Origin of the sequence: Kutzneria sp. NPDC052558, assembly GCF_044547355.1 — a bacterium.
In the GTDB taxonomy this organism is placed as follows: Bacteria; Actinomycetota; Actinomycetes; order Mycobacteriales; family Pseudonocardiaceae; genus Kutzneria.
In genome coordinates, this window is the sequence record NZ_JBIUAG010000006.1 from 362,940 (window position 1) to 386,332 (window position 23,393).

24 protein-coding genes, 1 tRNA gene and 1 pseudogene are annotated in these 23,393 nt (G+C 72.1%); 5 read left to right on the forward strand and 21 right to left on the reverse strand.

The genetic code is table 11. The features are described from left to right. The first annotated feature begins 1 nt into the window (after window position 1). Entirely contained in the window at window positions 2–133 is a 132-nt protein-coding gene (locus tag ACIG5F_RS13990) for a hypothetical protein (protein WP_396518036.1), read from the forward strand. A gap of 24 nt (window positions 134–157) precedes the next feature. Here the strand turns inward: ACIG5F_RS13990 and ACIG5F_RS13995 are convergent, their stop codons facing one another. Beyond that, on the reverse strand, window positions 158–901 hold the full coding sequence (locus tag ACIG5F_RS13995; protein ID WP_396518037.1) for an SDR family NAD(P)-dependent oxidoreductase: 744 nt from the start codon (window positions 899–901) through the stop codon (window positions 158–160). Window positions 902–931: 30 nt separating this feature from the next. Here ACIG5F_RS13995 and ACIG5F_RS14000 point away from each other — a divergent pair. Then, window positions 932–1,177: pseudogene (locus tag ACIG5F_RS14000) on the forward strand (transcriptional regulator); the annotation flags it as partial. A 55-nt stretch (window positions 1,178–1,232) separates the two neighbouring features. Here ACIG5F_RS14000 and ACIG5F_RS14005 read toward each other — a convergent pair. The 5 genes from ACIG5F_RS14005 to ACIG5F_RS14025 are packed head-to-tail and all read right to left on the reverse strand — an operon-like array spanning window position 1,233 to window position 6,434. Further along, window positions 1,233–2,711: an FGGY-family carbohydrate kinase gene (locus ACIG5F_RS14005; RefSeq protein WP_396518038.1), complete on the reverse strand. Its 1,479-nt coding sequence runs from the start codon at window positions 2,709–2,711 to the stop codon at window positions 1,233–1,235. Continuing rightward, window positions 2,708–3,700 carry a 2-hydroxyacid dehydrogenase gene (locus ACIG5F_RS14010; protein WP_396518039.1) on the reverse strand — a complete coding sequence of 331 codons (993 nt, stop codon included), beginning with the start codon at window positions 3,698–3,700 and terminating at the stop codon, window positions 2,708–2,710. Before ACIG5F_RS14010 ends, ACIG5F_RS14005 begins: the two co-directional genes overlap by 4 nt. Window positions 3,701–3,711: 11 nt before the next feature. Then, window positions 3,712–4,596, reverse strand: a complete 885-nt coding sequence (locus ACIG5F_RS14015) for a 1-phosphofructokinase family hexose kinase (protein WP_396518040.1) — start codon at window positions 4,594–4,596, stop codon at window positions 3,712–3,714. Next, window positions 4,593–5,354, reverse strand: coding sequence for a DeoR/GlpR family DNA-binding transcription regulator (locus ACIG5F_RS14020; protein WP_396518041.1), 762 nt, complete (start codon window positions 5,352–5,354; stop codon window positions 4,593–4,595). The genes ACIG5F_RS14015 and ACIG5F_RS14020 overlap by 4 nt, the downstream gene beginning before the upstream one ends. A gap of 36 nt (window positions 5,355–5,390) precedes the next feature. Then, a complete protein-coding gene (locus tag ACIG5F_RS14025; protein WP_396518042.1) occupies window positions 5,391–6,434 on the reverse strand; it encodes a DUF2891 domain-containing protein in 1,044 nt (347 codons plus the stop codon). Between the two features lie 92 nt (window positions 6,435–6,526). Between ACIG5F_RS14025 and ACIG5F_RS14030 the strand changes: the two genes are divergently transcribed. Further along, window positions 6,527–7,924 (forward strand): class II 3-deoxy-7-phosphoheptulonate synthase, encoded by a 1,398-nt coding sequence (locus tag ACIG5F_RS14030; RefSeq protein WP_396518043.1) that lies wholly within the window; start codon window positions 6,527–6,529, stop codon window positions 7,922–7,924. Here ACIG5F_RS14030 and ACIG5F_RS14035 read toward each other — a convergent pair. The 7 genes from ACIG5F_RS14035 to ACIG5F_RS14065 form a co-directional block, all read right to left on the reverse strand. Beyond that, window positions 7,914–8,351, reverse strand: a complete 438-nt coding sequence (locus ACIG5F_RS14035; RefSeq protein WP_396518044.1) for a hypothetical protein — start codon at window positions 8,349–8,351, stop codon at window positions 7,914–7,916. The genes ACIG5F_RS14030 and ACIG5F_RS14035 overlap by 11 nt on opposite strands. Window positions 8,352–8,435: 84 nt before the next feature. Next, on the reverse strand, window positions 8,436–9,887 hold the full coding sequence (locus ACIG5F_RS14040; RefSeq protein WP_396518045.1) for a sensor histidine kinase: 1,452 nt from the start codon (window positions 9,885–9,887) through the stop codon (window positions 8,436–8,438). Then, window positions 9,884–10,600, reverse strand: a complete 717-nt coding sequence (locus tag ACIG5F_RS14045; protein WP_396518046.1) for a response regulator transcription factor — start codon at window positions 10,598–10,600, stop codon at window positions 9,884–9,886. The genes ACIG5F_RS14040 and ACIG5F_RS14045 overlap by 4 nt, the downstream gene beginning before the upstream one ends. 175 nt (window positions 10,601–10,775) lie before the next feature. Then, window positions 10,776–10,847 (reverse strand) — tRNA-Arg (locus ACIG5F_RS14050). Between the two features lie 262 nt (window positions 10,848–11,109). Then, window positions 11,110–12,135: a 6-phosphofructokinase gene (locus tag ACIG5F_RS14055; protein ID WP_396518047.1), complete on the reverse strand. Its 1,026-nt coding sequence runs from the start codon at window positions 12,133–12,135 to the stop codon at window positions 11,110–11,112. Window positions 12,136–12,247: 112 nt separating this feature from the next. Further along, the gene (locus tag ACIG5F_RS14060; protein ID WP_396518048.1) at window positions 12,248–12,751 is read right to left on the reverse strand and encodes a polyadenylate-specific 3'-exoribonuclease AS; all 504 of its coding nucleotides are present in this window, start codon (window positions 12,749–12,751) and stop codon (window positions 12,248–12,250) included. 34 nt (window positions 12,752–12,785) lie between these two features. Then, on the reverse strand, window positions 12,786–13,523 hold the full coding sequence (locus tag ACIG5F_RS14065; protein WP_396518107.1) for a lysophospholipid acyltransferase family protein: 738 nt from the start codon (window positions 13,521–13,523) through the stop codon (window positions 12,786–12,788). Window positions 13,524–13,699: 176 nt separating this feature from the next. Between ACIG5F_RS14065 and ACIG5F_RS14070 the strand changes: the two genes are divergently transcribed. Continuing rightward, window positions 13,700–14,194: a DUF308 domain-containing protein gene (locus ACIG5F_RS14070; RefSeq protein WP_396518049.1), complete on the forward strand. Its 495-nt coding sequence runs from the start codon at window positions 13,700–13,702 to the stop codon at window positions 14,192–14,194. A 167-nt stretch (window positions 14,195–14,361) separates the two neighbouring features. Here the strand turns inward: ACIG5F_RS14070 and ACIG5F_RS14075 are convergent, their stop codons facing one another. The 6 genes from ACIG5F_RS14075 to ACIG5F_RS14100 form a co-directional block, all read right to left on the reverse strand. Further along, window positions 14,362–15,297: an ROK family glucokinase gene (locus ACIG5F_RS14075; RefSeq protein WP_396518108.1), complete on the reverse strand. Its 936-nt coding sequence runs from the start codon at window positions 15,295–15,297 to the stop codon at window positions 14,362–14,364. Window positions 15,298–15,305: 8 nt separating this feature from the next. Next, on the reverse strand, window positions 15,306–15,638 hold the full coding sequence (locus ACIG5F_RS14080) for a hypothetical protein (RefSeq protein WP_396518050.1): 333 nt from the start codon (window positions 15,636–15,638) through the stop codon (window positions 15,306–15,308). Next, window positions 15,635–16,831: an ArsA family ATPase gene (locus tag ACIG5F_RS14085; RefSeq protein WP_396518051.1), complete on the reverse strand. Its 1,197-nt coding sequence runs from the start codon at window positions 16,829–16,831 to the stop codon at window positions 15,635–15,637. Before ACIG5F_RS14085 ends, ACIG5F_RS14080 begins: the two co-directional genes overlap by 4 nt. Before the next feature lie 2 nt (window positions 16,832–16,833). Then, entirely contained in the window at window positions 16,834–17,268 is a 435-nt protein-coding gene (locus tag ACIG5F_RS14090) for an SRPBCC family protein (protein ID WP_396518052.1), read from the reverse strand. Window positions 17,269–17,287: 19 nt separating this feature from the next. Then, window positions 17,288–18,082 (reverse strand): metallophosphoesterase, encoded by a 795-nt coding sequence (locus tag ACIG5F_RS14095; protein WP_396518053.1) that lies wholly within the window; start codon window positions 18,080–18,082, stop codon window positions 17,288–17,290. Between the two features lie 230 nt (window positions 18,083–18,312). Next, complete coding sequence (locus ACIG5F_RS14100) at window positions 18,313–18,687, reverse strand: polyketide cyclase / dehydrase and lipid transport (protein ID WP_396518054.1); 375 nt, start codon at window positions 18,685–18,687, stop codon at window positions 18,313–18,315. Between the two features lie 87 nt (window positions 18,688–18,774). On the opposite strand from ACIG5F_RS14100, the gene ACIG5F_RS14105 reads away from it, so the two are divergent. Further along, window positions 18,775–20,577, forward strand: a complete 1,803-nt coding sequence (locus tag ACIG5F_RS14105; RefSeq protein WP_396518055.1) for an AMP-dependent synthetase/ligase — start codon at window positions 18,775–18,777, stop codon at window positions 20,575–20,577. 339 nt (window positions 20,578–20,916) lie between these two features. Here ACIG5F_RS14105 and ACIG5F_RS14110 read toward each other — a convergent pair whose 3' ends face one another. Then, window positions 20,917–22,032, reverse strand: a complete 1,116-nt coding sequence (locus ACIG5F_RS14110; protein ID WP_396518056.1) for a glycosyltransferase family 4 protein — start codon at window positions 22,030–22,032, stop codon at window positions 20,917–20,919. A gap of 34 nt (window positions 22,033–22,066) precedes the next feature. Then, entirely contained in the window at window positions 22,067–23,386 is a 1,320-nt protein-coding gene (locus tag ACIG5F_RS14115) for a peptidase MA family metallohydrolase (RefSeq protein WP_396518057.1), read from the reverse strand. Between the last annotated feature and the right edge of the window lie 7 nt (window positions 23,387–23,393).

Genomic DNA, 23,393 nt, shown 5'->3' on the forward strand with positions numbered 1-23,393 from the left:
AGTGCGTGTTCGGCCTCGGCAGGGCGGCAGGGTCCAGGTGTGGCGGCCGGCCAGCGTCGAGCTCAAGCCGGGGGAACTCACCTGCCAGCCCGACGAGGCCTTCGTCCGCGACGGCGTCACCCCGCCGCACTAGCCCGACGCCGGGCAGCTTGACGGCCTAAACCGAGGCGCCGCCGGTGACGGGGAGCACGACACCGGTCACGAAGGAGGCGCGGTCGCTGAGCAGCCAGGCGGCGGCCTCGGCGATCTCCTCGGGGGTGGCGGCGCGGCCGAGCGGGGTGCCGGCGATGATCTGGTCGAGGACGCCGGGGTCGTGGCGGTTCCAGTCCTCGACCATCTCGGTCATGGTGAGGCCGGGGGCGATGGCGTTGACCCGGATGCCCTGCGGCCCGTAGGTGACGGCGGCGGACTCGGTGATGCTGTTGACGGCCCGCTTGGCGGCGCCGTAGGCGGGCAGCGGTGGATTGCCGCGAAGGCTGCCCACGCTGCTGGTGTTGACGATCGCGCCGCCCCGGGTCATGACCTTGACCTCGGCCGACACGGCGTAGAAGACGCCCTTGAAGTTGACCTGCACGACCCGGTCGAAGTCGTCCTCGGGAAAGTCGGCGATCGGGTGCGGCGGCACCCCGATGGCGCCGTTGTTGAAGGCCACGTCGAGCCGGCCGTGCCGCTCGATCACGGTCGCCACGGCGTGGTCGATGCTGGCGACGTCGCCGAGGTCGGTGACCACAGGGGACGCGCCGGGAATCTCCTCGGCCAGCTCCTTCAACGCGCTCTCGGTGCGCGCGGCGAGCACCACGGTCGCCCCCTCGCGGGCGAACAGCCGGGCCGCCGCGGCCCCGATGCCCCGGCTGGCCCCGGTGACGAGCGCGATCTTGCCGTCCAGCAATTTCTCGGTCATGACACCACAATGCCCCGGCCGGGGCGGCCCATGGCAGGCCCTGGCGACACCTGGCTGACCGGCGGCGACTTCGGCGCGTTCGCCGTCGGCCACCTGCGCGCGGCCGCCGCCCGCTACCCCGACGACCCGGCCACCCAGGAGATCGTCCGCGACCTGCTGCGGCTGAGCCCCGAGTTCGCGGCCCGGTGGCCCAGCGCCGAGGTCTCGGCTCAGCGGCACCTGACCAAGACCGTCGACCACCCGCAGCTCGGGCCGATCGTCCTGGGCTGCGACATCCTCGTCGTGCCCGAGCGCGACCAGCAGGTGGTGCTGTTCACCGCGGAAAATGCGGCTAGCCGAGGGCGTGCACGAGGTCGAGGTAGCGGCGGTAGATGTCGTCGAACCGTTGCACGCCAAGGGGATCCTGGGCGTAGCGGCGGTCGACGCGCACGGTGTCGGCGACGGCGGCGGGCAGGTCGGGCCAGACGCCGACGCCGATGCCGGCTAAGACGGCGGCCCCACGGGCGCCGGCCTCGGCGGTGTCGGTGATCTCGATGTCGACGCCGAGGCCGTCGGCGAACATCTGGGGCCAGACCGAGCTCCGCGCCCCGCCGCCGGACAGCCTGGCCACGGAGCCCATCGGGAACGCCTCCCGCAGCGCCTCGACGTGGGTGCGGTGGTTGCACACCACGCCCTCGTACAGGGCACGCAGCAGATGCCCGCGAGAGTGCCAGCCGCGCAGGCCGAGGAACGAGGCCGAGGCCCCGGGCCCGTGCGGGGAGCCGTAGAGGAACGGGTGGAAGACGACATCGGAGGAATCGCCGGCCACGGCCAGGATCTCGGCGTCGATCTCGTCGTGCGGGACGGGACCGGTGACGGTGCGCAGCAGCCAGTCCAGGTTGGTGGCCGAGGCCGGCGAGGTGGACATGTTGAGCCAGCGGCCGGGGGTGAGCCAGCCCCGGGCCTGCCAGCGGGTGTCGGTCGACACCGCGTCGGAGATCACCTGGTTGATGCTGAAAGTGCCGGCCACCAAGGAAAGCTGGCCCGCGTGCAGGACACCGTCGCCGATCGCGGCGGCGTCGACGTCGTGCGCGCCGCCGACGACCGGGGTGCCGACGGCCAGGCCGGTGCGCTCGGCGGCCTCGGCCGTCACGGCCCCGACAACCTCGGCGCAGCCCCGAATCGGCGGCAGCTTGTCCCGAACACCGCTGAGCCCCAACAACTCCAGGGCACGGTCGCTGTACTCCCCCGCCCGCACATCGCAGAATGAGGCGCTGGCCTCGGTTCGGTCGGTCGCGACCTCGCCGGTCAGCCGCAGCCGCAGCCAGTCCTTGCAGAACAGCAGCCACCGGGCCTCGGCCATCACTTCCGGCTCGTGCCGCAGCAGGTGGGCGGTCAGGGCGGCCGGCGAGGCCTCGAAGGGCACCTGGCCGGTCAGCGCCAGCACCTCGTCGAACACCGGCCGCCAGCGCTCGACCTCCTGGTAGGCCCGGGAATCCATGGCGGTGATGCCCGGCCGCACCGGCCGCCCGGCGGCGTCCACGGCGTACATGCCGTCGTTGTGGCCGACCACGCCGACGGCCAGGATCTCGCCCGGACTGCCCACACTGTCGATGCCCAGATTGTCGAGGCCCAGATTGTCTAGGCACTGGCGGATCGCGTCGGCGGCGGCCGTCCAGACGTCGTCCATGTCCCGCTCCACCCAGCGCGGGTGCGGATTCACGGTGGGGCACCGGGTCGAGCCGACCGCGACGGGCCGGCCGGCGAGGTCGAACAGCACCGCCTTGGTCGCGGTCTGGCCGGCGTCCACGCCCAGTAGGTAGCCACTCACAGCGAGGCGATCCGTTCGGCGACCAGGCGGGCCGAGGTGCGGTTGGTGTCCAGCGTGTCGCCGGCGTAGTGCGGGGTCAGGGTGACGTTGTCGAGCGTGCGCCACGGGGAGTCGGCCGGCAGCGGCTCCTCGTCGTACACGTCGAGCGCCGCGCCGGCGATGCGGCCCTCGGCCAGCACCCGGTACAGGGCGTCGTAGTCGAGCAGCCGACTCCGGCCGACGTTGAGGAAGTAGGCCGTGGGCTTCATCAGGCCCAGCAGCTCGGCCCCGATGAAGCGCTCGTTCTCCGGGGTGACCCGGGCCTGCAGGCTGAGGAAGTCCGACGCGGCGAAGACGTCCCGCAGCTCGGCCCGCTCGGCCCCGAACTCCGCCAACTCCTCGTCGTAGACGAAGGGATCGTGCACCAGCAGGCGCGGCCCGAAGCCCCGGAGCTTGCCGGCCAGCTGCCGGCCGACGTGCCCGAAGCCGACCAGGCCGACCGTGGCCGAGCCGATCTCCTGTCCCGGCGACGGGAACTCCTTGCGCCAGCCGCCGGCCTTGATCGACGCGTCCGCGCGGGCGATGTCCCGGGCCTCCGACAGCATCAGGCCGATCGCCAGCTCCGCGACCGCGCTGGCGTTGCGGCCGGCCACCCCGAACACCTCGATGCCGCGTTCCTCGGCCGCCGCCCGGTCCACGTTCTCCAGGCCCGCCCGCGCCACCACGACCGCCTTGAGCGCCGGGGCCGCGTCCAGCACCGCCTTCGGCACCGGGGCGAAGTGCAGGGCCAGCACCTCGGCCTCGGCCACCGCGTCGATGATCTCCCGCGGGGCCGGCACCGACTCCGGCCCGTCCCACTCCATCCGCTGCTGGTCGGTGTGCTGGGCCTTCTTGTCGCCGGCCCACTCCACCGTGGTCACCGGCCCGAACTCGGGACCGCAGACCTCCCGCAGCGCCGTCACGTAGTACTCGGCGGGGATGAAGTGGTCCCCTACCACCACCGTGCGCATCTGAGTCTCCTTCATCCCAACCGTCGGCTGCCGTCGATCTGCTCGTGCACCCGGACCGCGGCCCGGTCCTCGGCCGTGACCGGCGGGGCGTGCGTGCCCAGGTGCCGGACCGCCGCCGCGGCGTAGGCCAACGCCTCGGGCAGGCCGCCGGCGAGGAAGCCGGCCAGCAGCGCGTCGCCGGCGCCGACCGTGTTCCTCGGACGGTCCACAACGGACTCGCCGTGGGTGGCTCCGCTGGCGTCGACCAGCACGGCGCCGTCCGCGCCCAGGCTGACCAGCACCGCCCGGGCGCCATCGGCCCGGACCGCGTCGGCCGCTTCCACCGCGTCGGCAAGCGTTTGCGGGCGCCGGCCGACCAGCTCGGCCAGCTCGTCCAGGTTCGGCTTGACCAGCAGCGGCCGGGCGGCGATGACGGCCTTCAGCGCCGAACCGGAGGTGTCCACGGCGACCGGCGCCGCGGCGCGGTCCACCAGCTCGGCGTAGAAGTCGCCGGGCGTGCCCGGCGGCAGGCTCCCGCTGGCCGCGATCACGTCTCCCCCGGCGGCCAGGGTCATCGCCAGCAGCCGTTCACGGTCCGCTTCGGACAGTTCCATCCCGGGCTCGTTGACCTTGGTCACCGTGCCGTCCGGCTCCAGCAGGCTCACGTTGGTCCGCACCGGGCCGTCGATCGCCTCGAACGGCACCGCCGCCTCGGACAGCAGCTCCCGCAGCGCCCGGTCCGCCACCAGGACCGCCTTGGCCGCGTAGCCGTTGCCCAGCAGGGCCTTGGCGACGTTCACGCCCTTGCCGCTGGCCTCGACCATCGGGGCCGACGCCCGCAGGATCTCGCCGCGCAGCAGGGCGGGAACGGCGACGGTCCGGTCGACCGCGGGGTTGGGGGTGAGGGTGACGATCATGCCCGGATCACCTCCGGCCCCGCCGCCTCGATCTCCGCCGCCAGCTCCGGGGCCAGCCCGTCGTCGGTGATCAGCACGTCGACATCGGCCAGGTCGGCGTACCGGTGCAGGCAGACGGCGCCGATCTTGGTGTGGTCGGCCAGCAGCACGGTCTTGCGGGCGGCCCTGATCATCAGGGCCTTGAGCTCGGCCTCGGCGTGGTCGGGGGTGGTGAGGCCCCGCCCGACCGACAGGCCGTTGGTGCCGAGGAACGCCACATCGGCGTAGACGTCACGCAGGCGGGCGGCCGCCCACGAGTCGACCTCGGCCAGGGTGGTGGCCCGGACGCGGCCGCCGAGGGTCAACACCGTGAGCAACGGATGGGCGGCCAGGGCGAGGGCCACCGGCAGGGCCGGGGTGATCACGGTGAGGGCGCGGTCGTGCGGCAGCAGCGAGGCGAGCTTGGCCGGGGTGGAGCCGGACTCGATGAGGATGGAGCCCTCTGGCGGGAGGTGCTCCATCGCGGCCAGGGCGATGCGTTCCTTCTCGTCGGTCATCACGGTTTCCCGGGCGGCCAGCTGGGGTTCCAGGCCCCAGCGGTCGGCCGGGATGGCGCCGCCGTGCACTCGCCGCACGACGCCGTGCTCCTCGAGGGCGGTCAGGTCGCGGCGGATGGTCTCGGGGGTCACGCCCAGGTCGGCCGACAGGGTCATCACGTCGACCTTGCCGAGGGAACGCGCCCGCGCGGCGATGCGCTGCTGCCGCTCCCGTGCGTACACCCGAATGCACCCGCTTTCCTGTCCGGATGCTTCTGTTTACTTCTGTTTCGGCCCGGAGTCAAGCGCGCCCAGGTCCAGGTACGCGGCGAAGGTGCCCAGCCAATGGTCGGACCCGTAGCCGTTGCCGAAGACGTGGCTCCAGCCGGCGGTCCGGTGCGCGGCCGCGGCCGGCTCGGCCAGCGACGCGAACCGCGCCGGCAGGGCCGGGGCGAGGTCGCGCCAGCACCACGAGCGGCTCAGGGCCAGGCCGGCCAGGTGCGACTGGAACGGGTCGGTCGGGTCGTCGACGACGACCGGCGACCGCAGCACCTGCCAGCGCGGGGTGTCGAGATCGGGCAGGAAACCCTCGAACCAGGCCGAGAACTCGGCGGCTGGCAGGGCCCGGCGCATGAGGTCGGCCTCGATCAGGGCCGGCGAGAGGAAGTCGTAGGCCCCCGGCTCGTACGCCCCGTAAGCAACGTCACCGAGATACCAGCGGCGGGCCGCCGCCACGCAGCTGGCCGCCAACTCCTCGTCGCCGACGGCCCGGGCCGCGTCCAGCACCAGCCCGGCGGCGAAGGCGGTGTTCTGGTGCGCGCCCTCCCGGATCGGCAGCCGGCAGGAGTTGATCCACGCCAGCCACCGCGAGCGCAGGACCTCGGCCAGCGGCCGCAGGGCGGCGGCCCACGGGAACTCGGCCGTCCGCAGCTCGGCGTCCAGGGTCAGCAGCCACGCCCAGCCGTACGGACGCTCCCAGCTGCGCCCGCGGTCTGAGGCGAAGAAATCGGCCTCGACCTGGCAGTTCTCCGGCGTCAGCAGCTCGTCGAGCACCGCGCCGCCGTCGATCGGCAGCGACGGCAGCAGCCGCCGCAGGCGAACGATGAGCCAGGTCTGGTGCACGCACGAGTGCCAGTCGAAGGAGCCGGCGAACGCCGGGTGCACGGCCCGCTGCGGCACCAGGTCGGCCTCGCCCGCGACGACATGGGTCCAGTGCCCCGGATAGTCCCGTCGGACGTTGTCGACGGCCGTCCGGAGCAGGGCGAGCGCGTCGTGGGCGCTCAATCCCGACGGATCGCGCGCGGGGACAGGGGAGAAGGTCATCGGGCCATCCTCGCTCACGGTCGAGCGGCCCCGGAGCGTGAGAAGGGCGGATCGTCACCGATCAAGAAAGGTCACCCCTTACGCTTGAGACCGTGAACTGGACCGTGGACGTGCCGGTGGACACGCTGCCCGAGCTGCCGCCGCTGCCCCCGACGCTGCGCCGGAGACTCGACGAGGCGCTGGCCCGCCCGGCCGCACAGCAACCCGAGTGGCCCGACGCCGAACAGACCAAGATGGCCCGCACCGTGCTGGAGAGCGTGCCGCCGATCACCGTGCCGGCCGAGGTGGACCTGCTGCGCTCGCGCCTGGCCGAGGTGGCCCGCGGCGAGGCCTTCCTGCTCCAGGGCGGCGACTGCGCCGAGACCTTCGCCAGCAACACCGAACCCCACATCCGCGCCAACGTCCGCACCCTGTTGCAGATGGCCGTCGTGCTCACCTACGGCGCGAGCCTGCCGGTGGTGAAGGTGGCCCGCATCGCCGGCCAGTACGCCAAGCCCCGCTCCCAGGGCGTGGACTCGCTGGGCCTGCCGGTCTACCGCGGCGACATCGTCAACTCCCTGGTCGCGACGCCCGAGGCCCGCGTGCCGGACCCGTCGCGCATGATCCGCGCGTACGCCAACGCCAGCGCGGCGATGAACCTGCTGCGGGCCTCCACCGCGACCGGCATGGCCGACCTGACCAAGGTGCACGACTGGAACAAGGACTTCGTCCGCACCTCCCGGGCCGGCGAGCGCTACGAGAAGCTGGCCAGTGAGATCGACCGCGGCCTGCGCTTCATGTCGGCCTGCGGCGTGACCGACACCTCGCTGCACACGGTGGAGATCTTCGCCAGCCACGAGGCCCTGCTGCTGGACTACGAGCGGGCCATGCTGCGGCTGGACCTTGACCACCGCGACGGCGAGCACACCAAGCTGTACGACCTGTCCTCGCACTTCCTGTGGGTCGGCGAGCGCACCCGCCAGCTGGACGGCGCGCACGTGGCGCTGGCCGAGCTGATCGCCAACCCGATCGGCCTGAAGATCGGCCCGACCACCACGCCCGAGATGGCCGTGGAGTACGTGGAGCGGCTGGACCCGAACAACGTGCCGGGCCGGCTGACGCTGATCTCCCGGATGGGCAACCACAAGGTCCGCGACGTGCTGCCGGCCATCGTGGAGAAGGTCACCGCGTCGGGCCACCTGGTGGTCTGGCAGTGCGACCCGATGCACGGCAACACCCACGAGTCGACCACCGGCTACAAGACCCGCCACTTCGACCGCATCGTCGACGAGGTGCAGGGCTTCTTCGAGGTGCACCGCCAGCTGGGCACCCACCCCGGCGGCATCCACATCGAGCTGACCGGCGAGGACGTCACCGAGTGCCTGGGCGGCGCGCAGGAGATCTCCGACGACGACCTGGCCGGCCGCTACGAGACGGCCTGCGACCCGCGGCTGAACACGCAGCAGTCGCTGGAGCTGGCCTTCCTCGTCGCCGAGATGCTCAGGCAGTAGCGAGCTGACTGGTCGGCGCGATCCTGGTCAGCGCCAGGTAGGTCACGGTCGCGCCGACCACCACCATGATGTCCAGCGTCACCACGCCCAGCACCGACCGCCAGGTGGCCAGGGCGAACAGGCTGGACAGCACCGCGGCGGCCACGAACCCCCGGCTGAGCTGGTAGAACCACCACGCCGGCCGGCGGTTGTAGTGGACAAGCGCCCCCCACACGACGGTGGCCAGCGCGACCCATTCCAGGGTCATCGGCACCGAGTACCGGGGCTGGAAGGCGCAGAAGTCGTCGGGCGCGGAGAAGATCGCGGTCCCGATCAGCGTCAGCCCGTAGTTGCTGGCCGAGATCACCACCAGGGACAGCAAGAACGCCGCCAGCAACCGGAGCGGGCTGACCCGTCCGGACGTGCCGGTAGGCGACTTGGTGGACATGGCGGTGCTCCCCCTGCGGCGGCTGGCGCAAGTCACGCTACGACAAGGGAAACCCATCAGACTCGGAAAGATGTTGATGTCGGCTTAGAGTCCGCTGGGAACTTCCTGCCTGGTCAGCGCCAGATCCGGGGCGGATTTGGCCACCGTGGCGGGCAGCGTGACCCGCAGCCACGCGCCGTGTTCGCTCGGCTGCACGCCGGCGTGACCGCCGTGCGCGGCGGCGATCGCGGCGACGATGCTCAGCCCCAGCCCGCTGCCGTCGGCCGGCCCGGCCGTGCGGGACCGCGACGCGTCGCCGCGGAAGAACCGCTCGAACACCTTGTCCCGCTGCTCGGCGGCGATGCCCGGCCCCTCGTCCAGCACGTCGATGACCTCGTGCTCGCCGTCCCGGCTGATCCGCACCTCGGCCGCCGTGCCCGGCGGGGTGTGGGCGCGGACGTTGCCCAGCAGGTTGGCCAGCAGCTGGTGCAGCCGCGACCGGTCGCCGCGGACCAGGTGCTCGCCGTCGTCGGCGACGGCGAGCCGGACCGTGCGGGAGCAGTCGGCGGCCCGGGCGTCGCCGACCGCGGCCTCGGCCAGCGCCACCAGGTCGACCGGGCTGGACTCCAGCGGACGGCCCTGGTCCAGCCGGGCCAGCAGGAGCAGCTCGTCGACCAGGGCGGCCATCCGCTTGGCCTCCTCCTCGACCCGGCGCATGGCGTCGGCCAGGTCGTCGGGGTCGGCCAGCGCGCCGTGCCGGACCAGCTGGGCGTAGCCGGTGATCGAGGTGAGCGGGGTGCGCAGCTCGTGGCTGGCGTCGGCGACGAACTGCCGCAGGCCCTCCTCGGCGGCCTGCCGCTGGGTGAACGAGTGCTCCAGCCGCCCCAGCATCTGGTTCAGGGAGGTGCCCAGCCGGGCCACCTCGGTCGGCGAGTCGTCCACCCGCACCCGGTGCGACATCTCGCCCTCGGCGATCAGCTCCGCGGTGTCGGTCATCCGGTCAAGCGGGCGCATCACGAACCGGCTCACCCGCAGCGCCAGCACCGCGGCCAGGGCCAGCGCCAGCGCCGTCACCACGGCCTCGATGGCCACCAGCTGGTAGATGGTGGCCGCCGACAGCCGCAGCGACTGCGACACCATCAGGTAGCGGCCCTCGGGCAGCGCGCCGACCATGATCCGGAAGTCGTCGGCGCCGCTGATCGTGACCGTGCCGCGGGAGTTGGCGATGGACTGCAGGGTGCTCAGCGGCGGGATCGGCAGGCCGTTGGCCGCGCCGTACTGGTGCAGCACCCGCCCGCTCGGATCGATCACGGTCATCGCGCACAGGTCGTCGTTGGACTGGCCGACCGGCAGCGTGCCGGCCGGGCTGACCTTGTTCACGTTGGCGGACAGCGCGTCGGCGACCTGCGTGTCGGTGCGCTTGAGCAGGTAGTTGCTCAGCGCGAACACGCCGACCACGTCGGCGGTGAGCAGGCCGGCCGCGGTCACCGCCAGCACCCCGGCCAGCAGCCGGGAGCGCAGCGAGCGCAGGCGCAGCCAGTGCAGCAGTCTGATCATCGCCCGCCCGCCGGCACGGTCGATGCCCGCAGCAGGTAGCCGACGCCGCGGACGGTGTGGATCAGCGGGTTGTCCTGGTCGTCGAGCTTGCGCCGCAGGTAGTAGACGTAGGTCTCGACGATGCTGGAGTCGCCCTGGAAGTCGTAGTTCCACACCTGGTCGAGGATCTGGGCCCGGGAAAGCACCCGGCCCGCGTTGGTCATCAGGTAGCGCAGCAGCTGGAACTCGGTGGCCGACAGCCGCACCAGCTCCCCGTTGCGCCACACCTCGTGCGTGTCCTGGTCCAGCTCCACGTGCCCGACCCGCAGCCGATTGCTCGGGGCCCGCTCGGTGCGGCCCCGCTTGAGCAGCACGTTCACCCGCGCCACCAGCTCGTCCAGGTCGAACGGCTTGGTCACGTAGTCGTCGCCGCCCAGGGTCAGGCCGTGCACCTTGTCCTCGCTGGCGTCCCGCGCGGTCAGGAACAGCACCGGCGCGTCGATGCCGGCCTCGCGCAGTCGGGTGCACACGCCGAAGCCGTCCAGGTCGGGCAGCATCACGTCGAGCACGATCACGTCCGGGCGGGTGGCGGTCGCCTGCTCCAGCGCCTGCCGGCCGTTGGTCGCCGAGACCACGTCGAAGCCGACGAACTTCAGCGCCGTCGTCAGCAGGTTGACGATGTTGTGCTCGTCGTCGACGACCAGGATGCGGTGCTGGGCTGGTGGGGTGGACACCCCTCCATTAGAGCAGGACCCGTCGCGAGTGGCCCCGGAGTCGAGACTCCGGGGCCACTCACAGGTTCACTTGTTGACCGGCCAGGGCTTGGGGGTCGGCTCTCCGCGGAGGAACCGCGCGCCCCACGTGAAAAACGTCATCGTTGTTCCTCCTTTCAGCGGATCTGGGCACATGTCCGCCCGGCAGGAATCGAACCTGCATTACCGGCTTCGTAGGCCGGTGTCGTGTCCGTTGGACCACAGGCGGGAAAGAGAGAGGATGAAGGGAATCGGTCGGGTCGCGTGGGACAGCGCCGTGGGGCAAGAGGGCGCGGCCGTCACCGCTGCGGCCGGCGCTCCGGCCGGCACTGCCATGCACGTCACGTGACCCGACCGACCAGGGCCGCGTCACCGGGACGGTGCGCAGGCCTCCCATCGGCCGAGCACTCGGGAGAATCCGTTGCTCGCCATGAACACAAGAATGCCCGGGTCTCGCGACCCGGGCAATCGAATTACGCTGTCAGCTGTTTTTAGCCGAAGAAGACCTCGGCCTCCTGCAAACGCTCGTCCGGCACGGTCTTGAGCTCGGCGGTCGCCTCGGACAGCTTCACCCGGACGATGTCGGTGCCGCGCAGGGCCACCATCACACCGAAGTCGCCGTCGTGCACGGCGTCCACCGCGTGCAGGCCGAACCGGGTCGCCAGGACGCGGTCGTAGGCGGTGGGGGTGCCCCCGCGCTGCACGTGGCCCAGCACGACCGCGCGGGACTCCTTGCCGGTCCGCTCGGCGATCTCCTCGGCCAGCCACTGGCCGACGCCGCCCAGGCGGACGTGGCCGAAGGCGTCCTTCTCACCGTTGTGCAGCAGCTCGGCGCCGCCCTCGGGCATCGCGCCCTCGGCCACCACGATGATCGGCGCGTACTGGCGCTCGAAGCGGCGCTGCGTCCACTCGACCACCTTCTCCACGCTGAACGGCTTCTCCGGCACCAGGATCACGTTGGCGCCGCCGGCCAGGCCGGCGTGCAGGGCGATCCAGCCGGCGTGCCGGCCCATGACCTCGACGACCAGGGCCCGGTGGTGCGACTCGGCGGTGGTGCGCAGCCGGTCCAGGGCCTCGGTGGCGATGTGCACCGCGGTGTCGAAGCCGAAGGTGTAGTCGGTGGCGCCCAGGTCGTTGTCGATCGTCTTGGGCACGCCCACCACCGGGATGCCGTCGTCGGTCAGCCGCTTGGCCACGCCCAGCGTGTCCTCGCCGCCGATCGCCACCAAGGCGTCCACCTTGTGCTGGGCCAGCACCTCGCGGATCTTCTCGACACCACCCTCCTCCTTGTAGGGGTTGGTGCGCGAGGAGCCGAGAATCGTGCCGCCGCGAGTGAGGATCTCCTCGACCTCGTCCAGGCCCAGGGCCTTGGTCAGGCCTTCCATCGGGCCACGCCAGCCGTTGCGGAAGCCGATGACCTCCCAGCCGTGGGCCTCGATGCCCTTGCGGACCACGGCCCTGATCACCGCGTTCAGACCCGGGCAGTCACCACCGCCGGTCAGCACACCGATGCGCATCTGCTTGCCTCTCTCAACAGTTCCCACAGGATGTGGCCGGCGTCACTGGCGACCCTCGTGTTACGAGAGCGTGTCATGCCCTGTATCGGTGCAGCAAGGCACCCCCCGTTACTCAGCGCACGACGTGCCCGCGGCGCAGCCGCTCGGCCTCCATCGCCTTCCACCGGGCCAGGTTGTGCCGGGCGTCAGCCAGCGCGTCATGGGCGTCCGACGGGGGCTGCGGCAGCTTGGGCCGGCCCAGGTCGTCCCAGCGCTGGCGCAGGTCGCGGGTGAACCGGGGCAACTCGCGGGGCAGGTCCGGCATGGACCCCCACAGCTGGGCCAGGGCCACGTGGTCGTAGGCGGCGAACCAGGCCCACAGCTCCGCGTTCTCGCCGTTGGGGCTGACGAAGTTCAGCAGCTCCTGGCGCATCCGGCCACGGCTCATCCACACCGGGCTGGCCGGCGGCGGCAGCTTGGGCAGCACGTTCTGGCGGACCCACTGGCCGGCCCGCTCAGGGTCGAACTCGGTGGACACGGCGTAGAACTCGCGGCCTTCCTCGTCGACCACACCGATCGACACCAGGTCGATGGTGCGCCCGTCCTCGATGAACTCACAGTCGTAGAAAAACCGCACGCCGTGCAGGGTAGGCGGTTTGCCCGAAGGACCCTCAGCTGGGCACCTTGTCGGCGGGCGCGGGCTCCACCGGGGACCGCGGCGCCGGGGTCACGGCCGGCTTGGCCTCCTTGAGCTTGGCCGCATAGATGTCCACGTACTCCTGGCCGGACAGCTCCATCAGGTCGTACATCACCTCATCGGTGATGGACCGCTCGACGAACCGGTCCCCGTCGAGGCCGTGGTAGCGGGAGAAGTCCAGCGGCTTGCCGACCTTGATCCGGATCGGGTGCGGGTACCACATCTTGGAGCCGATCGGATTGGCCTTGTCGGTGCCGAACATGGCCACCGGGATGATCGGCACCCCGGCCTCCAGGGCCATCCGGGCCATGCCGGTCTTGCCCTTGTAGAGCCGGCCGTCCGGGGAGCGCGTGCCCTCCGGGTAGATGCCCACCAGCTGGCCGTCCTTGAGCAGCCGGACCAGCGTGTCCAGCGCGCTCTGGGCGGCGGCCGCGCCGGAGCGGTCGATCGGCACCTGGCCGACGCCGGTGAAGAACAGCCGCTTCAGCGTGCCCTTGACGCCCTTCTGGGTGAAGTAGTCGCTCTTGGCCGGAAAGGTGACCCGGCGCGGCACCATCAGCGGCAGGAAGAACGAGTCCGACACGGCGAGATGGTTGCTGGCCAGCAGCGCGCCGCCGGTCTCCGGGATGTTCTCCAGGCCCTCGATCCTCGGCCGGAAGAACAGCCGCAGCAGCGGCCCCAGCAGGACGTACTTGATCAGCCAGTACAGCACCTCGGCGTGCGCCTCCTCATGCCGCATCCTGAGCGGATCAGCCTACGGAGCGGCGGCCGCTCGGCACAACGAGCAACGCCCGGCTCGGCCACCCGGGCAGATAGTGATCGAGGGAACGGCTGTTTCACGCGCACTCGTGCGAGGATGGGGGGACCACGTGCGTGTGGAGGCCGGGTTTGACTGGGCGAGGCAATGCCGATGGGCCGGAGGACGTCGACGCGGCGTTCGCCGAGATCGTCGCGGGCCTGGAGCGGGACGGCGTGGGCATGCGCTGGCCCTCCGACCAGCCCGCGACCAGACAGGACACCGCCGCCGTCGAGGAGACGCGGCCGATCGAGCCACCGCAGCCGCCCCCCGCGGCCGCGCCGCCGCCCCCCGGCTGGCGCACCGCCGACCGGGAATGGGACTGGGCCGCCGCCTCGGACGAGGAGCACTACGTCCCGCCCGATCCGCCGCCGTTCCCCCGCCCGCGCCCGCTGACCGTGCTGGCGGTGGTGCTGATCGTGCTCGGCATCGGCCTGCTGGCCGTGCCGGCGCTGATCGGCCTGGAGTCGCAAGTCGCCACCCCGCTGGCCATCATCGCGCTGACCAGCGGCGTCGGCTGGCTCCTGCTGCGCATGCGCCACGGCCCGCCCCCCGGCTCCGACGACGGCTCCGGCGCCCAGCTCTGACTTTTTGTGTCATGAAGGGCCCCATGCTCTCGTTGAACGAGAGGATCGGTCCCTTGATCTTGCTCAACGTCATGAAGGGGCCCTTCCTGGCATTGAACGTCAGGATCGGTCCCTTGATCTTGGCGATGTGTCCGGATGTGCCCCGGCTTCCCGGCACTTTCGGGCAGTCAGCGCTTGGTCAGCAGCTCCCGGGCCATGGTCGCGGCGCCGACGATGCCGGCGTCGTCGCCGAGCTGGGCGGTGCGGATGCGGGCCAGCGGGCGGTAGCCGGAGCCGGTGACCACGGCGGCGTAGTGCTCGCGGGCGTCGTCGAGGAACAGCGGGGCCGACTCGGACACGCCGCCGCCGATCACCACGACCTCGGGGTCGTAGACGTCGGCGACCAGGGCCAGCCCCTCCCCCAGCCACTTGGCCAGCTCGGCCAGGGCCCGCTGGGCGATGGGGTCGCCGTCGCGGGCGGCCCCGGACACCTTGCGGCCGGTCACCCGCTGCGGGTCGCCGGCGGCCTCCCTGGCCAGCACGGTGGACGCGCCGGGATGCTTGGCCATCAGCTCGACGGCGGTGGCGCTCAGCGCGGTGCCGCTGCAGTACCGCTCCCAGCAGCCCTTCTTGCCGCACGGGCAGGGCCGGCCGTTGGGCACGACCCGCAGGTGGCCCAGCTCGGGGGCGACGCCGTAGGCGCCGCGGAAGACCTCGCCGTCGATCAGCAGTGCGCCGCCGATGCCGGTGCCGAGGGCGACCATGACCGCGACCTTGGCCCCACGGGCCGCCCCGAACCGGTGCTCGGCCAGGGCGGCGGCGTTCGCGTCGTGCTCGAGCACGACCGGCAGCCCCAACCGCTGCGTCATCGCCTTGGCCACCGGCGAGTCCCGCCAGGCCAGGTGCGGCGCGAACCGCACCGACATCCGGTCCTCGGTGACGAAGCCGGCGACGGCCAGGCCGACCGCGTCGATCTTGTGCCGTGCGCCCAGTTCCTCGACGGCGCAGGCGATCGCGTCCTCCAGCGGCGCACCGCCGGCGGGCGTGGGCGCGCGGGTGGTGTCGAGCACGGCGCCCCGGGGATCCACGACGCCCGCTCGAACACTGGTCCCGCCGACGTCGATGCCGACGGTCAGCAAGGGTCCTGCCCACGGCGGCGGACGGTGATCTTCTGCACCCGCGGCGGGGCCGGCGGCTCGTCGGCCCGGGCCGGCTCGGGCCGCTGCTGCTGCAAGGCCATGCGCAGCACGGCCAGCAGGCCGGCGGCATGCTCGGCGGCCTTGGCCGCCATCTCCGACCGTTCGCCCCGGACCACGGCCGCGACCGCGCACACCGGGCACCAGTCGCACGTCATGGGGTCGTGGTCCGCGCCGTCGGCGGCGATCCGGGCCAGCCACGGCTCGGCCTTCTCGGCCACGGCGTCGATCAGCAGCCGCAGCTCCTCGGCGATCCGGTCCTGGCTCACCGCATCCACAACCTTGGATCCGGTTCGAAGTCGACGAGCAGGCCGCCCTCGACGATCTCGGCCCCGGTCACCTCGCACCGGCGCAGCGCCGCCGGCAGCGCGACCAGCCGCCGCCGGCCGTCCACGGTGATCGCCAGCTCGTCGTCGACCCGGGCCAGGTCCAGGTCCGCGTCGACGTCCAGCGGGAACGACACCCGCAGCTGGTAGCCAGTCTCCGAGGCCCGCACCGACAGCAGCGGTTCGGTGGTGGTCGTGGACACGGCCAGCGGATCGCCCTCCGGATAGAGCTCGCGGGCCAGCTCCAGCAGCGCCGGCACGCCGACCGGCTCGCAGGCGCGGTAGCCGACCGTCTGCACCGGCACCTCGGCCGCCCGCAGTTCCGCCAGCACCGTCTCCTGCTCGGCTCGGCGCGTACGCAGCCAGTTCGCCGCCGCGCCCCGCCCGGCGCCCGGGTCGGGCAGCAGCCGGTTGGCGACCAGGCCGTCGACGCGAATCCCTTGCAGGGCAAGGGCAGTCAGCGTGCGGCGGGTTTCGGCGGCAACGACCCGTTCCGGCGTGAGCACCAGCCGGACGCTGGTCCGCTCGTGGTCGACCAGCAGCGAGCGCACCGCCTCCAGGTGCTCGGCCAGCCGTCCGATCGCGTCCGCCGCCGCGTCCCATCGGGCCGGCGCGGCACTGCCCGCGACCCCGGCCAGCAGGCCGCGAACCACGCGGCGGTGTGTTGGGAAGAGGCGCTCCAGGTAGTTGCCGACTGCCTCCGGCAATGCCAGCAGGCGGAGCGTCTCGGCCGTCGGTCCACAGTCGACGATCACCGCGTCCCAGGGGCCGGTGGTGGCCAGGCGGTGCACCTCGGCCAGCGCCAACAGCTCCTCGACGCCCGGCAGCGCCGTCAGCTCCTCGGCCGCCAGCTCGTCGATGCCCGCGCCGGCCAGCAGCGTGCGCAGATGGCCGCGCATGTCCTCCCAGGCGCCGTCGACCAGCCGCCGGGTGTCGATCTGCGCGCCGTACAGGCCGGTGTCCAGTTCGGACGGTCGCGAGCCCAGCTCGTGACCGAAGGCGTCGGCCAGCGAGTGCGCCGGGTCCGTGGACACCACCAGCGCCTTGCGGCCGGCCGCCACCGTCGCGGCGGCCGTGGCCGCGGCCAGGGTTGTCTTGCCGACCCCGCCCTTGCCGGTGAACAGCAGTACCCGCACGCTCAGCTCAGGCCCTCGACGCGACGCTTGAGCTCCTTGAGGGCGGTGTCCATGACCACCTTCTCCGCCTTGCGGCGCAGCATGCCGATCATGGGGATGCCCAGCTCGACCGAGAGCGTGTAGGTCACCTTGGTGCCGCCCGAGCCCGGCTCCAGGACGTAGCTGCCGCGCTGCGACTTCTGCATCTGCCCCTTGACCAGGCGCCAGCTGACCGAGCTGTCCGCCCACTTGTACTCGAGCGTGTACTCGTCCTTGATCACACCCTGGTCCAGCTGGAAGCGCACCTGCTCGGCGCGACCGTCGGCGCCGGTGGACAGCACCTCGGTCGCCTTCATCGCGTTCGCCCATTGCGGGTACGCGGCGAAATCCGCGATCACATCCAGGATCCGCGCCGGCTCGGCGTCGATCACGATGGACTGGGTGGACTCGTCGGCCATGCGCGCAGGTTACCCGCACTCAGAACCGCAGCACGTACGGCGTGCCCGTCCGCTGGAAGTGGCCGACGTTCACGCACTCCGTGCGGCCGATCCGCATCCGGCGGGCCAGGGGTTGGTGCACGTGACCGAACAGCGACCAGCGGGGACGGGCCCGGTGGATCAACGCCAGCAGGCTCGTCGACCCCAGCTCCGGCCGCCGCGCCACCACGTCGTAGGTCAATTCCGGGGCCGCCGGCGGCACGTGCGAGCAGAGGATGTCGACATCGTCCGGCAGGCCCTCGGTCGCCGCCTCCAGGTCCCGCTCGTAGCGCAGGTACGGCCGCCAGACCCCGTTGCTGCGCAGCACCGCGTCGTCCGGCAGCAGCGCCCCGCCCACGAACGCCGCCTTCAGGCCGCCGATGTCGGTTGTCTCACCGTCCAGGATGTGGACACCGTCGTTGGCGAACTCCGGCCACAGCTCCGGCGCGTCGACATTGCCTGGCGTCGCGTACGTGGGGACGGTCATGGCCGTGAACAGCTTCTTGTACTGGTCCCGGATCGCCTCCCGGACCACGCCTGCCGCGTCCGTGCCCAGATCCCGCCACATGGTCCGCACGAACGCGATCGACTCCGGCGTGCGCGGACCCCGGCGGTACTTGGCGAACTCCCCGACCTTCTCCGCCCCGAAGACCGCCCCCATGATCCCCGACCCGTGGTCGTGGTAGTCGACGAAGTCGAGCAGGTCGCCGAGCACGATCAGGGCATCCGCGCCGACAGCGGCACGGGCCAGGGCCTCGGCATTGCCATGGACGTCTGACACCACGTGAACCCGCACCCCACAACCCTACGGGGTAGTGCCCATGTCAAGCCCCCTTCACCGCACTGTGGACAACTCGAGCGCTGTCCACAGCAGAGGCTGGTTCAAGATCGTCTTGGCTTGAGCGGCGGTAGGGTGGGTGCGGCGGTCAGCCCCCGGAGGTGGGCGGGGCGTGGGGGTTGCTGGCTTGATGTGGTTGTGGTTCGGGTGCCCACGCCGGACACACCCAAGGTGCACGGCACACGGACTTACGGGGCGACCCCCGGAGCGCGACCAGCCTCCAGCTGCATCTTCAGGTCCAGCGCCACCGCCTTGGCCGCCATCTGACGGGCGCGGATCGCCGCCAACTGGTCCTTGAGCCGCTTGAACGGGGTGGGCGGGTCGGCGCGGAGGAAGTAGTGCAGGAGGGTGCCGTCCAGCACGGGTTCGAGCCAGACCTCCATGGTGCCGGTCATGGCTCCCTGCACGGTCCAGCGGATGCCGTCGTCGCCGCGGTCGACGTAGACTGAAAGGCGCAGGTCAGGCCAGAAGCGCGGCCAGTTGGCGGGGTCGGAGAAGACGGCGGCCAGGGCCGCCGGGGGCACTACCAGGAAGGTCTCGTCGACCACGTCAACCGCGGGCATGGCGGGCAGCGTGCCACTGGGCTGGTGTCGACACCAAACAGCCCGGTAGGTTCCTCGCCAGTAACATCGGAGTTCCGGAGGTTGATCGTGCGCGAGTTCAGCGTCCCCGCCACCGCCGCGGTGGCCGACGACGAGAACCTCACCGACATGGTGCAGGCGAACGCCGAGCGCTTCGCGACGGCGATCGGGCTCCGGCGGCGCGTGGACGGCGCCTGGGTGGACGTGACCACCCGGCAGTTCGCCGACGAGGTGTCGGCGGTGGCCAAAGGCCTGATCGCGGCGGGTCTGCGGCCCGGCGACCGGATCGGCCTGATGTCCAAGACCCGCTACGAGTGGTCGCTGCTGGACTTCGCGATCTGGTCGGCCGGCCTGGTCTCGGTGCCGATCTACGAGACGTCCTCGGCCGAGCAGGTGGAGTGGATCCTGTCCGACTCGGCCGCCAAGGCCGCGATCGTGGAGACCACGGCTCACCGCGCGGCGCTGGACAGCGTGACGGCGAACCTGCCGGAGCTGGGCAACATCTGGCAGATCGACAGTGACTCCGGTCACGACGCGGTGGACGAGCTGACGGCCAAGGGCCGGGACATCACCGACGACCAGCTGCGCGCGGCCCGCAAGGGCGTGAAGGCCTCGGACACCGCCACCCTGATCTACACCTCGGGCACCACGGGCCGCCCGAAGGGCTGCGAGCTCACCCACGCCAACCTGCTCTCGGAGCTGCGCTCGGCGATGGCGGCGTTCCCGGAGCTGATGCAGCCGGGCCACTCGGTGCTGCTGTTCCTGCCGCTGGCCCACGTGCTGGCCCGGGTCATCGCGCTGAGCTCGATCTACGCCCGCGTCACCCTCGGCCACACCCCGGACGTCCGCAACCTGGTGCCGGACCTGGCCTCGTTCCGCCCGGACTTCGTGCTGGCGGTGCCGCGCGTGTTCGAGAAGGTCTACAACACGGCCAAGCAGCGCGCCCACGCCGAGGGCAAGGGCCGCATCTTCGACGCCGCCGAGCAGACGGCGGTGGCCTACAGCCAGGCCCTCGACGCCGGCGGCCCCGGCCTGAGCCTGCGCATCAAGCACGCGGTGTTCGACCGGCTGGTCTTCACCCGGCTGCGGGCGGCGCTGGGCGGCCGCTGCGACGCGGCGGTCTCCGGCGGCGCGCCGCTGGGCGAGCGGCTGGCCCACTTCTTCCGCGGCATCGGCGTGCCCGTGTTGGAGGGCTACGGCCTGACCGAGACCAGCGCGGCGGCCTGCGTGAACACCCGCGCCGCCTCCAAGGTCGGCACGGTCGGCCGCCCGGTCGCCGGCACCGCCGTCCGCATCGCCGACGACGGCGAGATCCTGATCAAGGGCTCCATCGTGTTCCGGGGCTACTGGAACAACCCGGAGGCCACCGGCCAGGCCCTGACCGACGGGTGGTTCCACACCGGCGACATCGGCGAGCTGGACAGCGAGGGCTACCTCAAGATCACCGGCCGGAAGAAGGAGATCATCGTCACCGCCGGCGGCAAGAACGTCTCGCCCGCGGTGCTGGAGGACCGGCTGCGGGTGCACCCGCTGATCAGCCAGTGCATGGTGGTCGGCGACAAGCAGCCGTTCATCGGCGTGCTGGTCACCATCGACCCCGAGTTCTTCCCGGACTGGCTGGCCGCCAACAACAAGCCGGCCGGCGCCACCGTGGCCAGCATGATCGACGACCCCGACCTCAACCGCGAGATCCAGTCCGCGGTGGACGAGGCCAACAAGGCGGTCTCCAAGGCCGAGTCGATCCGCAAGTACCGGATCCTGCCGGTGGACTTCACCGAGGCCGGCGGCGAGATGACGCCCAGCCTCAAGCTGCGCCGCAACGTCGTCGCCAAGACCTACGCCGAGGACATCGCCCTGATCTACGCCAAGTAGCAGACCGAAGCAGCAGCGGGGCCCCGCCGGTGCCTCGCCCTGGGCGAGGCACCGGCTATCCGGGGACCAAGCTCGCCGCGGCACGCGGCGCATGAGCACAGCACCGGCTACCCGGGGGCCGAGCCGCGACGCCGAAGGCGGCGCCACAAATACTGTGACGGGTGGCCCGCGCATCGCGCGGGCCACCCGACCCCCAGAGTCGCAGCTCGATGCGCGCTTCCCCACGCGTCACCGGCTCGCGCCACTCGTGCCGGTCCTGCCCCAGACCAGCACTCGCTCCAGCCTTCACCAAGCCGCTCACGTTTCACTGTCGCCGCCGGCGCCGCCGGGAGGGCCGGTTCAGGGGCTTGGCGGGCGGCGGCCGTCGATGAGGGCGGAGAGCTTGGTGGCGCGGTCGTCCCAGCGCCACGAGGTGGCCATCCACTCCCGCCCGGCGACGCCCATCTTGGCGGCGAGGTCGCGGTTGAGCAGCAGGTCGGCGAGGGTGTGGGCGAGTTCGTCACGGGAGGCGACGTGGCCGGTGACGCCCTCGCGGACGGCCTCGGGAGCGCCGCCGGCGGGGCCGGCGACGACGGGTAGGCCGGCGGCGGCGGCCTCCAGGTAGACCAGGCCGAGGCCCTCGACGTCGAGGCCACGGCCCAAGGTCCGGCACGGCATGGCGAACACGTCGCCGGCGGCGTAGTAGGCCGGCAGCTCCTCGGCGTGCACCTCGCCGACGAACACGACGCTGCGGCCGACGGCGTCGGCCAGGGTGCTGAGGCGGCCGCCGTCGGGGCCGTCGCCGACCAGCACGAGCATGGCGTCGGGCACCCGTTCCCGGATCTTCGGCATGGCCCGGATCAGGTCGTCCTGCCCCTTGCGCCGCACGAGCCTGGACACGCACAGGATCACCGGCCGGTCGGACAGGCCGTGCCGGGCGCGGATGAACTCCCGGGCGGCGGCGTCGGGCTTGAACACGGAGATGTCGACGCCGGCGGCCAGGTGCTCCAGGGCGGCCCGAGGCCCGAGGGCGGCGGCGATGCGGGCGCGGGTGAAGCGGCTGACGAAGGTGACTACGTCGGCCGTGTCGCCGATACGGCGCAGCGCCTGCCGCGCGCCGGGCACCATGGCCCAGCCGACCTCGTGGCCGTGCGTGCTGGCCACGATCCGGTCGACCGGCAGGTGCGGCCCCAGCAGCCCCAGCGGGGCGGCCGCGCCGAACCAGACGGCGTCGCAGCGCTCGGACCGCAGCACGCCGGCCACCCGCCGGTGCACATCGGGCGAGGGCAGCAGCAGCGGATCGGGGTGGCGCACCACCGGGAACGGCTGCCGGGCGTCGAACGCCTCGCTGCCCGGCCACGCCGGGGCGTACACCACGAGGTCGCCGCCGAGCAGCCCGGCCAGCGCGTGCAGGTAGTACTGGATGCCACCCGGGCGCGGCGGGAAGTCGTTGGTCACCAGCAACGTCCTGCGCACCGGGACACGTTACCCGGCCGACCTGTGGGCAAGATCAGATGTTGCGGCGCAGGTAGTCCTGCCAGCCGGCGACCAGCCCGGCCTTGTCCACGCCCAGCACGTCGTGCAGCGCCTGGTCGACGGGGGCGTCCGGGCTGCCACCGGCGATCCGCAGGTACAGCGTGACCAGCGCGTGCTGGCCGAAGGTGTCGGCGATGAACGAGGTCAGCGTCCACGCCTCGTCGTAGGCCAGGTTGATCTTCTCGCCGCTGGCCGCGAAGTCGCCGTTGGCCGGCAGGTCGGTCGGCGGCGTGCCGTCCTTGACCAGGTCGGCCACGTCGGCCGCGCCCACCGACAGCGGGATGCCGCTGTCTCGGTAGCCGACGTAGTTGGCGAAGCCCTCCAGCATCCACATGGCCGTGCCGTCCACGGTGTAGCCACGGGCGGCGATGTGGGTCATCTCGTGCCGCAGCACCACCCGCAGCGACGCCGTCGGCATCTTGTCGGCGTTGTCGGGGTTGAGCACCACCCGCTGCCCGACGGCGGTGTGGCCGGTGTTGTCCACCCGATCGGCGACGGCCACCGCGGCGATGGCGTCGACGGCGAACTCGGGGCCCACGAAGGCCTTCAGCTCGTCCTCGGAATCCGGCACCAGCACCGCGACCTGACGTGGCCACGGCTGGTCCCACACCGCGCTCACGGCGGCGACGTCGGAATCCAGCTCGCGGGAGATCTTGGTGGCCAGGTCGTTCTCCGCCGGATGGGCCAGCACCAGCCCGGACTTGCTGCGCAACGCCGTCACGGGGCCGAAGTCCCACGGCCCGCGCCAGGTCTGCCGCGTGGTCAGCGTGTCCGACGCGAGGTACCACTTCGAGCCGTGCCGCGCGAACAGGTAGCCCATCGGCTTGCCGGTCGGATCACGGTCCACGGCGTCCAGGGCGTAGTCCAGCTGCACGTCGGGCGCCCACAGCTCGTCGGCCAGGAACGCGTTCGCCGGCACGGCGGTGGAATCGGTCGGATCGACGTCGTACGACCAGGACGACAGCGGCACGTCGGCGAGGTTGTCGAACATCGCCGCCTGGGCGTCCCGGAACTGCTCGGACGCCGACGGGTCGACCGAGGCCAGGAAGGCCGCGCGATCCCTGTGCAACACCGCCGTCGCACGATCGCGCAGCAGCGCCGTGACCTCGGTGAGCCGCGCCTCGGGCAGCGTCGGCGCGCCCTGCCCGGTCGGCCCCGCCGGGGAGCCGATGGACAGGCGGGCGGCCGTCCCCGGCCCGGTGGCGGGCTGCCCGACAAGCAGGACCACGCCACCGAGCAGGGTCGCGGCGATCGCCGCGACCAGCCATGCCCTGAACCGGGCTGCTCCGGTCACCGCGACA

Excerpts from the sequence above, each read along its gene's own strand:
- ACIG5F_RS13995 (WP_396518037.1), bottom strand. The coding sequence starts at position 901 with ATGACCGAGAAATTGCTGGACGGCAAGATCGCGCTCGTCACCGGGGCC.
- ACIG5F_RS14015 (WP_396518040.1), bottom strand. The coding sequence starts at position 4,596 with ATGATCGTCACCCTCACCCCCAACCCCGCGGTCGACCGGACCGTCGCC.
- ACIG5F_RS14055 (WP_396518047.1), bottom strand. The coding sequence starts at position 12,135 with ATGCGCATCGGTGTGCTGACCGGCGGTGGTGACTGCCCGGGTCTGAAC.
- ACIG5F_RS14040 (WP_396518045.1), bottom strand. The coding sequence starts at position 9,887 with ATGATCAGACTGCTGCACTGGCTGCGCCTGCGCTCGCTGCGCTCCCGG.
- ACIG5F_RS14035 (WP_396518044.1), bottom strand. The coding sequence starts at position 8,351 with ATGTCCACCAAGTCGCCTACCGGCACGTCCGGACGGGTCAGCCCGCTC.
- ACIG5F_RS14090 (WP_396518052.1), bottom strand. The coding sequence starts at position 17,268 with ATGGCCGACGAGTCCACCCAGTCCATCGTGATCGACGCCGAGCCGGCG.
- ACIG5F_RS14025 (WP_396518042.1), bottom strand. The coding sequence starts at position 6,434 with ATGACCTTCTCCCCTGTCCCCGCGCGCGATCCGTCGGGATTGAGCGCC.
- ACIG5F_RS14100 (WP_396518054.1), bottom strand. The coding sequence starts at position 18,687 with ATGCCCGCGGTTGACGTGGTCGACGAGACCTTCCTGGTAGTGCCCCCG.
- ACIG5F_RS14010 (WP_396518039.1), bottom strand. The coding sequence starts at position 3,700 with ATGCGCACGGTGGTGGTAGGGGACCACTTCATCCCCGCCGAGTACTAC.